A 15582-nucleotide genomic window follows, 5' to 3' on the forward strand; every position below is an offset into this window, starting at 1 on the left:
GGTAAGATAGAGAAGTTGCCCTTCGGGCCTGGCTGTGATGGCTGGGTCGTGGGAGCATCCGATCCTTGAGAACTCAACAGCGTGCACTTGTCAAATGCCAAATTATCCTCGTCTAGCTTCGGCTAGTTGAGAATTCCTTTGGATCAAAGACCAAYYCCTTCCGGGGGGTTGGCAATGGATGAAGTCAGCAATGAATTTGTCTCTTTGGTCAGCATCAAACTCGCTGCGTCACCGTTTTCCCGGTGGGGTATGCATTTCTTTTTTACGGAGAGTTTGATCCTGGCTCAGGATGAACGCTGGCGGCGTGCTTAACACATGCAAGTCGAACGGTGAACACGGAGCTTGCTCTGTGGGATCAGTGGCGAACGGGTGAGTAACACGTGAGCAACCTGCCCCTGACTCTGGGATAAGCGCTGGAAACGGCGTCTAATACTGGATATGTGACGTGACCGCATGGTCTGCGTCTGGAAAGAATTTCGGTTGGGGATGGGCTCGCGGCCTATCAGCTTGTTGGTGAGGTAATGGCTCACCAAGGCGTCGACGGGTAGCCGGCCTGAGAGGGTGACCGGCCACACTGGGACTGAGACACGGCCCAGACTCCTACGGGAGGCAGCAGTGGGGAATATTGCACAATGGGCGCAAGCCTGATGCAGCAACGCCGCGTGAGGGACGACGGCCTTCGGGTTGTAAACCTCTTTTAGCAGGGAAGAAGCGAAAGTGACGGTACCTGCAGAAAAAGCGCCGGCTAACTACGTGCCAGCAGCCGCGGTAATACGTAGGGCGCAAGCGTTATCCGGAATTATTGGGCGTAAAGAGCTCGTAGGCGGTTTGTCGCGTCTGCTGTGAAATCCGGAGGCTCAACCTCCGGCCTGCAGTGGGTACGGGCAGACTAGAGTGCGGTAGGGGAGATTGGAATTCCTGGTGTAGCGGTGGAATGCGCAGATATCAGGAGGAACACCGATGGCGAAGGCAGATCTCTGGGCCGTAACTGACGCTGAGGAGCGAAAGGGTGGGGAGCAAACAGGCTTAGATACCCTGGTAGTCCACCCCGTAAACGTTGGGAACTAGTTGTGGGGTCCATTCCACGGATTCCGTGACGCAGCTAACGCATTAAGTTCCCCGCCTGGGGAGTACGGCCGCAAGGCTAAAACTCAAAGGAATTGACGGGGACCCGCACAAGCGGCGGAGCATGCGGATTAATTCGATGCAACGCGAAGAACCTTACCAAGGCTTGACATATACGAGAACGGGCCAGAAATGGTCAACTCTTTGGACACTCGTAAACAGGTGGTGCATGGTTGTCGTCAGCTCGTGTCGTGAGATGTTGGGTTAAGTCCCGCAACGAGCGCAACCCTCGTTCTATGTTGCCAGCACGTAATGGTGGGAACTCATGGGATACTGCCGGGGTCAACTCGGAGGAAGGTGGGGATGACGTCAAATCATCATGCCCCTTATGTCTTGGGCTTCACGCATGCTACAATGGCCGGTACAAAGGGCTGCAATACCGCGAGGTGGAGCGAATCCCAAAAAGCCGGTCCCAGTTCGGATTGAGGTCTGCAACTCGACCTCATGAAGTCGGAGTCGCTAGTAATCGCAGATCAGCAACGCTGCGGTGAATACGTTCCCGGGTCTTGTACACACCGCCCGTCAAGTCATGAAAGTCGGTAACACCTGAAGCCGGTGGCCTAACCCTTGTGGAGGGAGCCGTCGAAGGTGGGATCGGTAATTAGGACTAAGTCGTAACAAGGTAGCCGTACCGGAAGGTGCGGCTGGATCACCTCCTTTCTAAGGAGCATCTGACTCTTCGGAGTCCAGAACCCAGATCGAAGGCATAYGTTCTTCGCTGGGAGCTCATGGGTGGAACATTTGACATGGTGCGAAGGATGTTGTTCTTCTCYAGTACGCCACTTCGGTGGTTGGAACGGGGAGGGTGGCGGATGTCGCACCTGCACGCTGTTGGGTCCTGAGGGACCGGATGCGCTTTGACCTTCGGGTTGGAAGCATTTGGTTACTCTGGGCCTTTCGTTGTTTCYCCTTGGTGGGAAGCGATGAGGGGCACCGCCCGTACTTTGAGAACTACACAGTGGACGCGAGCATCTTGCAGCTGATCTTCGGATCGGTTGCACAAGATGATCTTAAAGATCATTAGTCAATTTCATTCCAGGCTTTCGAGTCTGGAGTCGATTCTGATTCAAACTCATGTGATTTCAAGTCTTTAAGAGCAAACGGTGGATGCCTTGGCATCTGGAGCCGAAGAAGGACGTAGCAATCTGCGATAAGCCTCGGGGAACTGATAAGCAAGTTTTGATCCGAGGGTGTCCGAATGGGGAAACCCCGCTGGGCGGCGTGCCGACCTAGTGACTCCCGCCTGAATATATAGGGCGGGTAGAGGGAACGTGGGGAAGTGAAACATCTCAGTACCCACAGGAAGAGAAAGCAACCGCGATTCCGTTAGTAGTGGCGAGCGAAACCGGAACAGGCTAAACCTAGCGTGTGTGATAGCCGGCAGGCGTTGCACGTTGGGGGTTGTGGGACTTTTCAGTCATCTCTGCCGAGATGGCGGCGTTACAAGAAGGTATAGACGAACGGTCTTGAAAGGCCGGTCATAGAGGGTGCCAACCCCGTAGTCGAAATGCCTCTCTTGGCGCGAAGAGTATCCCAAGTAGCACGGGGCCCGTGAAATCCCGTGTGAATCTGTCAGGACCACCTGATAAGCCTAAATACTCCCAGATGACCGATAGCGGACAAGTACCGTGAGGGAAAGGTGAAAAGTACCCCGGGAGGGGAGTGAAATAGTACCTGAAACCGTTTGCTTACAAACCGTTGGAGCCTCCTTAGTAGGGGTGACAGCGTGCCTTTTGAAGAATGAGCCTGCGAGTTAGCGATATGTGGCGAGGTTAACCCGTGTGGGGTAGCCGTAGCGAAAGCGAGTCTGAATAGGGCGATTCAGTCGCATGTCCTAGACCCGAAGCGAAGTGATCTATCCATGGCCAGGTTGAAGCGACGGTAAGACGTCGTGGAGGACCGAACCCACTTAGGTTGAAAACTGAGGGGATGAGCTGTGGATAGGGGTGAAAGGCCAATCAAACTTCGTGATAGCTGGTTCTCTCCGAAATGCATTTAGGTGCAGCGTTGCGTGTTTCTTGCCGGAGGTAGAGCTACTGGATGGCCGATGGGCCCTACAAGGTTACTGACGTCAGCCAAACTCCGAATGCCGGTAAGTGAGAGCGCAGCAGTGAGACTGTGGGGGATAAGCTTCATAGTCGAGAGGGAAACAACCCAGACCACCAACTAAGGTCCCAAAGCGCGTGCTAAGTGGGAAAGGATGTGGAGTTGCCTTGACAACCAGGAGGTTGGCTTAGAAGCAGCCACCCTTGAAAGAGTGCGTAATAGCTCACTGGTCAAGTGATTCCGCGCCGACAATGTAACGGGGCTCAAGCACGCCACCGAAGTTGTGGCATTGACATTATTGGTAGGCCTTCGTGGTCCAGCCGTGTTGATGGGTAGGAGAGCGTCGTGTGGCCAGCGAAGCGGCGGTGTAAACCAGCCGTGGAGGCTACACGAGTGAGAATGCAGGCATGAGTAGCGAATGACGTGTGAGAAACACGTCCTCCGAAAGACCAAGGGTTCCAGGGTCAAGCTAATCTTCCCTGGGTAAGTCGGGACCTAAGGCGAGGCCGACAGGCGTAGTCGATGGACAACGGGTTGATATTCCCGTACCGGCGAAGAACCGCCCAAGCTAATCCAGTAGTGCTAAGTGTCTGAATCCCAGTGACTGATCCCTTCGGGGTGACGCTCTGGGCCTAGCGCACGACCCCATTCTGGTGCGGTTAGCGTATTAACAGGTGTGACGCAGGAAGGTAGCCCAAGCCAGGCGATGGTTGTCCTGGTGCAAGTGCGTAGGCCGAGTCGTAGGCAAATCCGCGATTCACATAGGCTGAGACACGATGCGGATAAAAAGTGGGTGATCCTATGCTGCCAAGAAAAGCATCGACGCGAGGTTCTAGCCGCCCGTACCCCAAACCGACTCAGGTGGTCAGGTAGAGAATACCAAGGAGATCGAGAGAATCGTGGTTAAGGAACTCGGCAAAATGCCCCCGTAACTTCGGGAGAAGGGGGGCCTTCGGCGTATAGGGATTTACTCCCGAAAGCGTTTGGAGGCCGCAGAGACTAGTGGGTAGCGACTGTTTACTAAAAACACAGGTCCGTGCCAAGTCGCAAGACGATGTATACGGACTGACGCCTGCCCGGTGCTGGAAGGTTAAGAGGACCGGTTAGCCGCAAGGCGAAGCTGAGAATTTAAGCCCCAGTAAACGGCGGTGGTAACTATAACCATCCTAAGGTAGCGAAATTCCTTGTCGGGTAAGTTCCGACCTGCACGAATGGCGTAACGACTTCCCAACTGTCTCAACCGCGAACTCGGCGAAATTGCATTACGAGTAAAGATGCTCGTTACGCGCAGCAGGACGGAAAGACCCCGTGACCTTTACTACAGCTTGGTATTGGTGTTCGGTGTGGCTTGTGTAGGATAGGTGGGAGACTTTGAAGCATGGACGCTAGTTCGTGTGGAGTCATTGTTGAAATACCACTCTGGTCACTCTGGATATCTAACTTCGAACCGTAATCCGGTTCAGGGACAGTGCCTGGTGGGTAGTTTAACTGGGGCGGTTGCCTCCCAAAAAGTAACGGAGGCGCCCAAAGGTTCCCTCAACCTGGTTGGCAATCAGGTGTCGAGTGTAAGTGCACAAGGGAGCTTGACTGTGAGACTGACAGGTCGAGCAGGGACGAAAGTCGGGACTAGTGATCCGGCAGTGGCTTGTGGAAGCGCTGTCGCTCAACGGATAAAAGGTACCTCGGGGATAACAGGCTGATCTTGCCCAAGAGTCCATATCGACGGCATGGTTTGGCACCTCGATGTCGGCTCGTCGCATCCTGGGGCTGGAGTAGGTCCCAAGGGTTGGGCTGTTCGCCCATTAAAGCGGTACGCGAGCTGGGTTTAGAACGTCGTGAGACAGTTCGGTCCCTATCCGCTGCGCGCGTAGGAAATTTGAGAGGATCTGACCCTAGTACGAGAGGACCGGGTTGGACGAACCTCTGGTGTGTCAGTTGTTCCGCCAGGAGCACCGCTGATTAGCTACGTTCGGGATGGATAACCGCTGAAAGCATCTAAGCGGGAAGCCGGCCTCAAGATGAGATTTCCATACCTTCGGGTGAGAGGCTCCCAGCCAGACTACTGGGTTGATAGGCCAGATGTGGAAGTGCAGTAATGCATGCAGCTGACTGGTACTAATAAGCCGATGACTTGATAACACACCGTTTGTTGGTGCTACGCGTCCACTGAGTGGTTCTCGATGTACGGTCGAGAACCGCATAACAACAATGACTTTGTTATGTGTTTGATTGAAACATCAATAGTGTTTCGGCGGCCATAGCGTGAGGGAAACGCCCGGTTACATTCCGAACCCGGAAGCTAAGCCTCACAGCGCCGATGGTACTGCAGGGGGGACCCTGTGGGAGAGTAGGACACCGCCGGACTCCTTTTAGTCAAAATGGCCACCCATCGTTGGGTGGCCATTTTGCGTTTACACGCGTACTGCAGGGGGGACCCTGTGGGAGAGTAGGACACCGCCGGACTCCTTTTAGTCAAAATGGCCACCCATCGTTGGGTGGCCATTTTGCGTTTACACGAAGAGAACAGGGAGCATCATGCCAGAAGAGGAAGAGCGCCGTCCGCGTCGCAACGACGACAGTGGATCGCGCGGGAACCGGGCTTCTGGCGGACGCTCCGGCAACAGCCGAGACGCCGCAGCCCCGCGCCGTGAGGGTGGCGGGTACAACCGTGATGGTGGTGCTCCGCGCCGTGAGGGTGGCTACAACCGGGACGGTGCAGCTCCCCGTCGCGAGGGTGGCTACAACCGGGACGGCGCAGCTCCCCGTCGCGAGGGTGGCTACAACCGGGACGGCGCAGCTCCCCGTCGTGAAGGTGGCTACAACCGTGATGGTGGTGCTCCCCGTCGCGAGGGTGGCTACAACCGTGATGGTGGTGCTCCGCGCCGCGAGGGTGGCTACAACCGTGATGGTGGTGCTCCGCGCCGCGAAGGTGGCTACAACCGTGATGGTGCAGCTCCCCGTCGCGAGGGCGGCGGGTACAACCGTGATGGTGCAGCTCCCCGCCGCGAAGGTGGCTACAACCGTGACGGTGCAGCTCCGCGCCGCGAGGGTGGCGGGTACAACCGTGATGGTGGTGCCCCGCGCCGCGAGGGCGGCTACAACCGTGATGGTGGTGCCCCGCGCCGCGAGGGCGGYTACAACCGTGAYGGTGGTGCTCCCCGCCGCGAGGGCGGCTACAACCGTGACGGTGCAGCTCCCCGCCGCGAGGGCGGCTACAACCGTGATGGTGCAGCTCCGCGTCGCGAGGGCGGGTACAACCGTGACGGCGCAGCTCCCCGTCGCGAGGGCGGTGGCTACAACCGTGACGGCGCAGCTCCCCGTCGCGAAGGTGGCTACACCCGTGACGGCGCAGCTCCCCGTCGCGAAGGTGGCTACAACCGTGACGGCGCAGCTCCGCGCCGCGAAGGCGGCTACAACCGTGACGGTGCAGCCCCGCGCCGCGATGGCGGCGACCGCGACAAGTCCCGGTCTTTCCCGCAGCGTGGGGGAGCGGGCAGGGAGCGTCCGGCTCAGGCGGCCAACGAGCGTCCGCGGTTCGATGAGCCGCAGATCCCCGATGAGGTCACGGCCCGTGATCTCAACGGGGCAGCTCGCAACGAGCTCAAGACTCTGAGCAAGGAGAACGCCGAGCACGTCGCCCGTCATCTGGCGATGGCCTCCCGCCTCATCGACGAGGATCCCGCACTGGCTCACGAGCATGCGCTGGCTGCGTCGCGACGTGCCGGCCGCATCGCGATCGTCCGGGAGACTCTCGGCATCACCGCGTATGCCACGGAGGACTTCGCCCTCGCTCTGCGCGAGCTGCGCACCTACCGTCGCATCTCGGGCAAGGACGATCAGATCGCTCTGATGGTCGACAGCGAGCGCGGCATCGGTCGTTCCGACCGTGCTCTCGAGACCGGACGAGCCGTCGATCGCTCCGCGCTCGACACGCCTGTCCGCGTCGCGCTGGCGATCGCGATGTCGGGCGCTCGCCTCGACCAGGGCGATCTCGAACTCGCACTCGGCGAGCTCGAGATCCCCGAGCTCGACCCCGATCGCGCATTCGAATGGAGCCCGGCTCTGTTCGCCGCTCGTGCCGCTGTGCTCGAAGATCTCGGACGCACGGACGAGGCGGAGTTCTGGGCTCATCGCGCCGAGGTGGCCGCCGAGGCGCTGGGCGTCGATGACGCCGGCGACGAGGAGATCTTCATCGAAGACAGCCTCATCGAAGGCGAGTTCCCGGACGACGAGGACGGCGCACAGGGCGTCGCCGCGGCGACCTCTGACGATCTCGCTCCTGAGGGTGCTGAGGAAGAGTCGGATGTCGAAGAGGAGAGCGCCTCTGACGACGACGACGCGTCTGCGGAAGTGGACCCGACGGTCGAAGACGAGGTGCGCGAGCTTCTCGGCGAAGACGAGGACGAAGACTCGGACCCGGAGGCGTAGTGGCGCTGTTCTCTCGGAAGCGATCCCCGCGCACTCCGCTCGACGGGGTCGACACGGTTCTCGCTGATCTCGATGGTGTGGTGTACGCAGGGCCTGGCGCGCTGCCGTTCGCGGTGGACAGCCTCAACGAGGCGGCGAAGTCGGCCCGGCTCGGCTACATCACGAACAACGCGGCACGCACGGACGCCTCGGTCGCAGCGCACCTGAGCAGTCTCGGGCTGCGTGCCCAGGCATCCGATGTCGTCACCAGCCCGCAGGCCGCGATGCGACTGATGGCGCAGATCGTCCCCGCGCCGGCGACGATCCTCGTCATCGGCGGCGACGGCCTGGTCGACGAGGTGCAGAAGGCCGGCTACACGGTCACGCGAAGCGCCGAGGACTCGCCGAGCGCTGTCGTGCAGGGGTTCGCTCCCGAGGTGGCATGGACGGATCTCGCCGAGGCGGCATACGCGCTCAAGCTTCCCGAGGACGAAGGCGGCATCCCGTGGATCGCCACCAACACGGACTGGACGATTCCGCGCGAACGCGGCGTCGCGCCGGGCAACGGGACGCTCGTCTCGGCCGTGCACACGGCCATCGGCAGGCTCGCGACGGTCGCGGGGAAGCCGGAGGAGCCGATCTTCCGTGAGGCCCTCGCGCGCTTCGGCGCGAAGAAGGCGCTCTTCATCGGGGACCGCCTCGACACCGACATCATGGGAGCGAGTCGTGTCGGTATCGACTCGGTGCTGGTGCTCACGGGCATCGATCGTCCGAAGCATGTGCTGGCTGCACCGGAGGGTTCGCGTCCCACCTACATCCTCGGCGACCTCCGTGAGCTCCATGCCCCGTACCCCGAGGTGATCGAGCAGGGCGGTGTGTTCCACGTGAACGGTGCCGCCGTGCGCGTCTCGGGAGCGGATGTCGAGATCGTCGCGGAGTCGGGCGAGCAGATCGATCTGCTGCGTGCGGGTGCCGCCGCCATCTGGGCATCCGGGACCCCGGTGTTCGTGCTGCGGGTACCCGAGCGTCTGTACGACGATCCGTTCCATCGCCCCTGAGGCGGCTCGCGTGGCTCCCTCCGGCGTCGGAGGCGCCGCGTACAGTAGAACCGTGAGCGATGAGACGACGAGCACGCCGACCGATGGTCTGTGGAGTCGACTGCGCCTGATCGAGGGCCAGCCGCTTCCGGCGCGAGCCGATGCGTACTCAGCCCTCCACGACGAGCTTTCACGTCGCCTCGACAGCGGCGCGAAGTTCGAGCAGCGGGAGACTTCGGGATCCCGATGACGCGACTCGACGCCGCCCTCGCCGCCCGAGGACTCGCCCGTTCGCGCAGCCACGCGGCCACCCTCATCTCCGAGGGGCTCGTGAGCGTGGACGGCCGCCCCGTCGTGAAGGCGTCCACCGCTGTCGACGACGCGGCGGAGATCACGATCGCCGGGGCCGACCACTACGTCGGGCGCGCCGCCCACAAGCTCATCGCCGGTCTCGACGGCTTCGCGATCCCGGTCCAGGGGCGTCTCGCGCTCGACATGGGCGCATCCACCGGGGGCTTCACCCAGGTGCTGCGGGAACGCGGAGCACGCAGAGTTCTGGCCGTCGACGTCGGGCACGGGCAGCTCGCCCCGACCATCGCCGCCGACCCGGGAGTGGTGGCCGTCGAGGGCTACAACGTGCGCCACATGACTCGTGAGAACCTCACTGCTGCCACGGGAGAGGCTGAGGCGCCCGACCTCATCGTCGGAGACCTCTCGTTCATCTCCCTCGAACTCGTCCTCCCCGCCGTCGCCGCCGTGGGCACAGCGGAATCCGACATCCTGCTGCTCGTGAAGCCCCAGTTCGAGGTCGGGCGCACCGCCGTCCGCGGGGGACTGGTCACGGATCCCGCCACGCGCGCGGATGCGGTGTCGCGAACGGTCTGGAGCGCCTGGGACGCAGGGCTCGGAATGCTCGGCATCCTTCCCTCCCCGATCCTCGGAACGCACGGCAACGCCGAGTATCTCGTGCATCTCGCGCCGGGCCGGGGAAGCAATCCGACAGAATGGCTGGACAGCATCAACCGACTGGCAGGAGGACGATGAACGAGCGCAGCATCCTGGTCGTCGCCCACGCGGGTCGTGTGGACACCGTCGAGGCCGCCCGCCGGGTGATCGATGCGCTGAGAGACGCGGACGCACGGCCCGTCCTCGCCGCCGATGATCACGAGGCCCTCGTCGCCGTCGACCCGTTCTTCGCCGAGACCGAGGTGCTCGGCGTCTCCGTCGACCCGTCCGACCTCGAACTGGCCATCGTTCTGGGTGGTGACGGGACGATCCTGCGTGCGGCGGAACTCGTGCGAGACAGCGGTGCACCGGTGCTCGGCATCAACATGGGGCACGTCGGCTTCCTCGCCGAGATCGATCGCGACGACATGGACAAGGCCGTGCGTCGTGTCATCGACCGTGACTACGAGGTCGAGGAGCGACTCGCGCTGTCGGTGCGTGTGAAGGATGCCGACGGCACCGTGGTCTACGAGACCTGGGCCCTCAACGAGGCCACCGTCGAGAAGGCGAGCCGAGAGCGGATGATCGAGGTCGTGCTCGAGATCGACGGCCGACCGCTGTCGAGCTTCGGCTGCGACGGCATGGTCGTGTCCACCCCCACGGGCTCGACCGCCTACAACTTCTCGGCCGGGGGCCCGGTCATCTGGCCCAGCGTCGAGGCGATCGCCGTGGTGCCGTTGTCCGCCCACGCTCTGTTCGCCAAGCCGCTCGTCGTCAGTCCCGATGCCTCCGTCGCGATCGAGATGCTCGAGCGCACCGACGGCTCGGGCATTCTGTGGTGCGACGGCCGGCGCTCGCACGATCTGCCGCCGGGCGCTCGCGTCGTGGTGCGTCGGTCGTCGCGTCCGGTGAGGCTCGCGCGTCTGCATCCGACGGCGTTCACCGATCGCCTCGTGCGCAAGTTCCAGTTGCCCGTCGAAGGATGGCGTGGCCAAGCCCCGGGGGCATCGTCGTGATCGAGGAGACGTCATGATCGAGGAGATGCGGATGCAGGGACTCGGCGTCATCGCCGATGCCGTGTTGCCGCTCGGCCCCGGATTCACCGCGATCACCGGCGAGACGGGGGCGGGCAAGACCATGGTCGTCACCGGCCTCGGACTGCTGCTGGGTCAGCGTGCCGATTCCGGAGCGGTGCGCGCCGGCGCAGCACAGGCATCGGTGGCCGGCGTCTGGATCGTCCCCGCCGCCGGCAGCGTCGCGGAGATCGTCGCCGATGCCGGTGGCGAGCTCGAGCCCGTCGGAGCCGGGAGCGCAGAGCTCTACGTGTCGCGCACGCTGAGCGCGGAGGGTCGCAGCCGTGCGAGCGTGGGGGGACGCGCCGCGCCCGCCGGTGTGCTCTCGTCGCTCGCGGAAGAGCTCGTCGTCGTCCATGGCCAGTCCGAGCAGCTGCGTCTGCGCTCGGCCGCGGCTCAACGCGATGCCCTCGACCGCTTCGGCGGCTCTCCGATCACGGACGCCGTGGACCGTTACGCCCAGGCCTTCGCACGCTGGCGGACCCTCGACAGCGAGATCACGGAGATCACCGAGAACCGGGACCGTCGAGCCGAAGAGGCCGCGCGTCTTCGGGAGGCCATCGCCCTCATCGAGGCGACGGCGCCCGAGCCGGGGGAGGACGAGGAGCTCACTGCGCGCGCGGAGCGTCTCGCCAATGCCGAAGAGCTGCGTCTCGCGGCCTCCCTCGCCCACGGCGCGCTCTCGAACGAAGAGGGCGAGCCCGATGCCTCGGCACTCGTCGCTGAGGCGCGTCGCGTGCTGGAGAGGGCGTCCGATGCCCAGCTGACCGCGATCGGGGAGAACCTCGCCGACATCGGCTACCGGATCGCCGACACCGCCGGCCTCCTCTCCGCCTATCTCGCAGACCTCGATGAGACCGGTCCGCATGAGCTCGCCGCCGTCGAGGAACGCCGTGCCGCCCTCGGCACCCTGATCCGTGCGCACGGATCTCTCGACGAAGCCCTGGCCCTCTGGCAGACCGGATCCGCTCGATTGGCCGAGCTCGATGACGACGGAGATCGCATCGAACGCCTCATCGCCGAGCGGGATGCGGCGCGGAGCGAGCTCGACGCACACGCCGACGCCCTGACGGCAGCGCGCACCGAGGCCGCGTCCCGGCTCGGTGCGGCCGTGACCGAAGAGCTGCACGCACTCGCGATGCCGGACGCGCGCCTGGAGGTCGTGGTCTCCGAAGGAGCGGAGAGCGCGCACGGTCGCGACGATGTCGCGATCCTCCTCGCTCCTCACCCCGGTGCGGAGCCGCGCTCCGTCTCGAAAGGTGCGTCCGGTGGCGAGCTCTCGCGCGTGATGCTGGCCATCGAAGTGGTGATCGCCGCGACGGACCCGGTTCCGACTTTCGTCTTCGACGAGGTCGATGCGGGCATCGGCGGAGCGGCGGCTATCGAAGTCGGGCGGCGACTCGCCCGGCTCGCCGAGAAGTCGCAGGTCATCGCGGTGACGCATCTCGCACAGGTCGCTGCCTTCGCGAACAACCATCTCTCGGTCGTCAAAGCCAATGACGGCGCGGTCACGGCCTCCAGTGTGCGGCGTCTGGAGGGGGAGGAGCGGGAAGCCGAGATGGCGCGTCTGCTGTCGGGACTCGCCGATTCCGATGCCGCTCTGACCCATGCCCGCGAACTTCTCAGCCTCCGCGTCCCCACTGCCTGATAGGATCGAAGCCCGTGATGAACTCTTCTTCTGCGGGACCCAAGAACGACACGACCAAGCACATCTTCGTGACTGGTGGTGTCGTTTCGTCTTTGGGTAAGGGACTGACGGCTGCCAGCCTCGGCAACCTCCTCACTGCTCGCGGTCTGCGCGTCGTGATGCAGAAGCTCGACCCGTACCTGAACGTCGATCCGGGCACGATGAACCCCTTCCAGCACGGCGAGGTTTTCGTGACGGATGACGGGGCCGAGACCGATCTCGACATCGGACACTACGAGCGCTTCCTCGACATCAACCTGTCCGAGGCGGCCAACGTCACCACCGGTCAGATCTACTCGCAGGTCATCGCGCGCGAGCGCCGCGGCGAGTACCTCGGCGACACCGTGCAGGTCATCCCGCACATCACCGACGAGATCAAGCGCCGCATGCGGCTGCAGGCCTCTGAGGAGCCGCGCCCCGACGTGATCATCACCGAGGTCGGCGGCACCGTCGGCGACATCGAGTCCCAGCCGTTCCTCGAGTCCGCCCGCCAGCTGCGCCACGAGCTCGGACGCGACAGCGTCTTCTTCGTGCACGTGTCGCTCGTGCCGTTCATGGGCGCATCGGGGGAGCAGAAGACCAAGCCGACCCAGCACTCGGTCGCAGCCCTCCGCCAGGTCGGCATCCAGCCGGATGCGCTGGTGCTGCGCAGCGACCGTCCGGTGAGCGTGAGCAACCGCAACAAGATCGCGCTGATGTGCGACGTCGACGTCGAGGGTGTCATCAACACCGTCGATCTGCCGAGCATCTACGACATCCCCTCGACGCTGAACGACCAGGGTCTCGACTCGTACATCGTGCGCCGCCTGGGTCTGGACCAGAAGGCGGCCGATGTCGACTGGACCCGCTGGAACAAGGTGCTGCACGCGGTGCACAACCCCAAGCACGAGGTGACGATCGGTCTGGTCGGCAAGTACATCGATCTGCCGGACGCCTACCTCTCGGTGACCGAGGCGCTCAAGGCCGGCGGCTTCGCGCAGGAGACCAAGGTCAACATCCGCTGGATTCCGTCCGACCTCTGCGAGACGCCGGAAGGCGCCCAGGAGCAGCTGGCCGAGCTCGACGGCATCTGCGTGCCCGGCGGATTCGGTATCCGCGGCATCGAAGGCAAGCTCGGCGCGCTGAAGTTCGCGCGCGAGCAGGGCATCCCGACGCTCGGCCTCTGCCTCGGACTGCAGTGCATGGTCATCGAGTACGCCCGTGACGTGGCGGGAATCGTCGGTGCCTCGTCGAGCGAGTTCGACCCGGACACCGCAGAGCCCGTCATCGCGACGATGGCCGAGCAGGTCGACATCCTCGACGGCGGCGACCTGGGTGGCACCATGCGCCTCGGTCTGTACCAGGCCGCACTCGCCGAGGGATCGCTCGCCCGTGACCTCTACGGCGCGCCCGAGGCATCCGAGCGCCACCGTCACCGCTACGAGGTGAACAACGCCTACCGTGACCGTCTCTCGGCAGCAGGACTGGTGTTCTCAGGCCTCAACCCTGAGCTCGACCTGGTCGAGTACGTCGAGCTGCCGCGCGACGTGCACCCGTACTACATCGCCACCCAGGCGCACCCCGAGCTGCGTTCGCGTCCGACCGCCCCGCACCCGCTGTTCCGCGGCCTGGTCGGCGCGGCGATCGAGCGGCACCGTGCAAGCGAGCTGTTCGACGTCAGCGCGGATGACTGAGTCGACGGAGAACCTCCGGGACGAGCCCTTCGAGCCGGAGGTTCTCCACAGCGACCTCGTCTACCGGGGCAGCGTCTGGGACGTGCGCTCCGACCGCGTGCGCTACGGCGAGGGCGAGATCGTTCGGCAGTACGTCGATCACACCGGCGCGGTGGCGATCGTCGCGCTCGACGACGAGGGGCGCGTGCTGCTGATCCAGCAGTATCGCCATCCGATCCGGCACCGTGACTGGGAGCTTCCGGCCGGGCTGCTCGACGTGGAGGGGGAGGAGCCTCTCGCTGCCGCCCGACGCGAGCTCGCCGAGGAGGCCGACCTGGTCGCCGCGCACTGGGAGCCGCTGGTCTCCTCATGGACGACTCCCGGCGGGAACGACGAGATCATCCACCTGTTCCTCGCGACCGGGGTCGCATCGGCCGGATCGCCACACGATCGCGAAGACGAGGAAGCGGACATCCGTGTGGAGTGGGTGCCGCTGGCCGAGGCCGTCTCCGCCGTGCTCGAGGGGCGGATGCGCAACGGCATCCTCGCGATCGGTGTGCTCGCAGCCGCACAGAGGCTCCGCGACCGGAGCTGACGATGCTGCTCGAGCGCGCCCTCGACGCCTACCTGCGTCATGTCACGGTCGAGCGCGGACTGAGCGCGCACACGATCGCGGCGTACCGACGTGACCTCGGGACATACCGTGAGTGGCTGGTCGCCGAGGGGATCGGCGACACCGCGGAGGTGACACCCGCGGTGATCGATCGGTTCATCGGTGAGCGGGCCTCGGCGGAGCCGCCCCCGGCCTCGACGAGCCTGGCCAGACTGCAGTCCTCGGTGCGAGGGTGGCATCGCTTCCTGGCGCGGGAGGGCATCGAGGTCGATGACCCGAGCGCCCGTCTCCGTCCGCCGAAGGCGCCGCAACGGCTTCCCAAGGCGCTGACCATAGAACAGGTCGAGCGCCTGCTCTCGGCGCCCTCAGGCGAAGAACCTCTCGGCATCCGTGATCGTGCTCTGCTCGAACTCCTCTACGCGACCGGCGCGCGCGTGTCGGAGGCGATCGACCTCGATGTGGACGATCTGGCTCACGGCGACGTCCTGCGGCTGAGGGGCAAAGGGTCGAAGGAACGCATCGTGCCCCTGGGGTCTTACGCGCGCACCGCCGTGGACGCCTATCTGACGCGCGTGCGCCCGGGGCTCGCCATGAAGGGACGGGCATCGGCCCGACTCTTCCTCGGTGCTCGTGGAGCCCCGCTTTCCCGCCAGAGCGCGTGGCTGGTCATCCGGGCCGCCGCCGAGCGCGCCCAGATCACCACTGACGTCTCGCCGCACACCCTGCGGCATTCGTTCGCGACGCACCTCCTGCAGGGAGGTGCCGACGTGCGCGTGGTGCAGGAGCTGCTCGGCCATTCCTCCGTCGCGACCACGCAGATCTACACGCACGTCTCGGTCGACGCCCTCCGCGACATCTACGCGACCTCGCATCCCCGCGCGCGCTGAGGGGAGAGGTCCGTTATCGGACGCGCCAGGGATATCGCCCCGATTCTTCACGACGCGTGATTTATCATCCCTCAGGTGGATGCGGGGCCCGCGTCTGACGATTTAGCGTG

The 15582-nt window shown here is 63.8% G+C and carries 9 protein-coding genes and 3 rRNA genes; all 12 read left to right on the plus strand.

From position 1 onward, the window contains the following. Positions 1 to 261 precede the first annotated feature (261 nt). The 12 genes from ASC55_RS00005 (at position 262) to xerD (ending at position 15472) form a co-directional block, all read left to right on the plus strand. Positions 262 to 1785 (plus strand): 16S ribosomal RNA (locus ASC55_RS00005). A gap of 420 nt (positions 1786 to 2205) precedes the next feature. Further along, positions 2206 to 5310: ribosomal RNA gene (locus ASC55_RS00010) — 23S ribosomal RNA — on the plus strand. Between the two features lie 108 nt (positions 5311 to 5418). Further along, a 5S ribosomal RNA gene (rrf, locus tag ASC55_RS00015) occupies positions 5419 to 5535 on the plus strand. The 16S, 23S and 5S rRNA genes sit together here, the layout of an rRNA operon. A 171-nt stretch (positions 5536 to 5706) precedes the next feature. Next, positions 5707 to 7599: a primosomal protein gene (locus tag ASC55_RS17670; RefSeq protein ID WP_235563058.1), complete on the plus strand. Its 1893-nt coding sequence runs from the start codon at positions 5707 to 5709 to the stop codon at positions 7597 to 7599. After that, positions 7599 to 8636: an HAD-IIA family hydrolase gene (locus ASC55_RS00030; RefSeq protein ID WP_055872288.1), complete on the plus strand. Its 1038-nt coding sequence runs from the start codon at positions 7599 to 7601 to the stop codon at positions 8634 to 8636. Before ASC55_RS17670 ends, ASC55_RS00030 begins: the two co-directional genes overlap by 1 nt. 52 nt (positions 8637 to 8688) lie before the next feature. Next, positions 8689 to 8865 (plus strand): hypothetical protein, encoded by a 177-nt coding sequence (locus ASC55_RS17595; protein ID WP_200935118.1) that lies wholly within the window; start codon positions 8689 to 8691, stop codon positions 8863 to 8865. Beyond that, on the plus strand, positions 8862 to 9659 hold the full coding sequence (locus tag ASC55_RS00035; RefSeq protein WP_055867122.1) for a TlyA family RNA methyltransferase: 798 nt from the start codon (positions 8862 to 8864) through the stop codon (positions 9657 to 9659). The genes ASC55_RS17595 and ASC55_RS00035 overlap by 4 nt, the downstream gene beginning before the upstream one ends. Next, positions 9656 to 10576, plus strand: a complete 921-nt coding sequence (locus ASC55_RS00040) for an NAD kinase (protein ID WP_055867128.1) — start codon at positions 9656 to 9658, stop codon at positions 10574 to 10576. Before ASC55_RS00035 ends, ASC55_RS00040 begins: the two co-directional genes overlap by 4 nt. A gap of 13 nt (positions 10577 to 10589) precedes the next feature. Further along, positions 10590 to 12281, plus strand: coding sequence for a DNA repair protein RecN (recN, locus tag ASC55_RS00045; RefSeq protein ID WP_055872289.1), 1692 nt, complete (start codon positions 10590 to 10592; stop codon positions 12279 to 12281). A gap of 17 nt (positions 12282 to 12298) precedes the next feature. Next, a complete protein-coding gene (locus tag ASC55_RS00050; RefSeq protein ID WP_055872290.1) occupies positions 12299 to 13993 on the plus strand; it encodes a CTP synthase in 1695 nt (564 codons plus the stop codon). After that, the gene (locus ASC55_RS00055; protein WP_055867133.1) at positions 13986 to 14567 is read left to right on the plus strand and encodes an NUDIX domain-containing protein; all 582 of its coding nucleotides are present in this window, start codon (positions 13986 to 13988) and stop codon (positions 14565 to 14567) included. Before ASC55_RS00050 ends, ASC55_RS00055 begins: the two co-directional genes overlap by 8 nt. 2 nt (positions 14568 to 14569) lie before the next feature. Then, positions 14570 to 15472, plus strand: a complete 903-nt coding sequence (gene xerD / locus ASC55_RS00060; protein ID WP_055872291.1) for a site-specific tyrosine recombinase XerD — start codon at positions 14570 to 14572, stop codon at positions 15470 to 15472. Positions 15473 to 15582: the final 110 nt, after the last annotated feature.

This window comes from Microbacterium sp. Root322, assembly GCF_001425645.1.
In the GTDB taxonomy this organism is placed as follows: Bacteria; Actinomycetota; Actinomycetes; order Actinomycetales; family Microbacteriaceae; genus Microbacterium; species Microbacterium maritypicum.

Bases quoted from the DNA above. Each gene is read 5' to 3' on its own strand.
- recN (WP_055872289.1), top strand. From the start codon at position 10,590: ATGATCGAGGAGATGCGGATGCAGGGACTCGGCGTCATCGCCGATGCC.
- ASC55_RS00040 (WP_055867128.1), top strand. From the start codon at position 9,656: ATGAACGAGCGCAGCATCCTGGTCGTCGCCCACGCGGGTCGTGTGGAC.
- ASC55_RS00055 (WP_055867133.1), top strand. From the start codon at position 13,986: ATGACTGAGTCGACGGAGAACCTCCGGGACGAGCCCTTCGAGCCGGAG.
- ASC55_RS00035 (WP_055867122.1), top strand. From the start codon at position 8,862: ATGACGCGACTCGACGCCGCCCTCGCCGCCCGAGGACTCGCCCGTTCG.
- xerD (WP_055872291.1), top strand. From the start codon at position 14,570: ATGCTGCTCGAGCGCGCCCTCGACGCCTACCTGCGTCATGTCACGGTC.
- ASC55_RS00050 (WP_055872290.1), top strand. From the start codon at position 12,299: ATGAACTCTTCTTCTGCGGGACCCAAGAACGACACGACCAAGCACATC.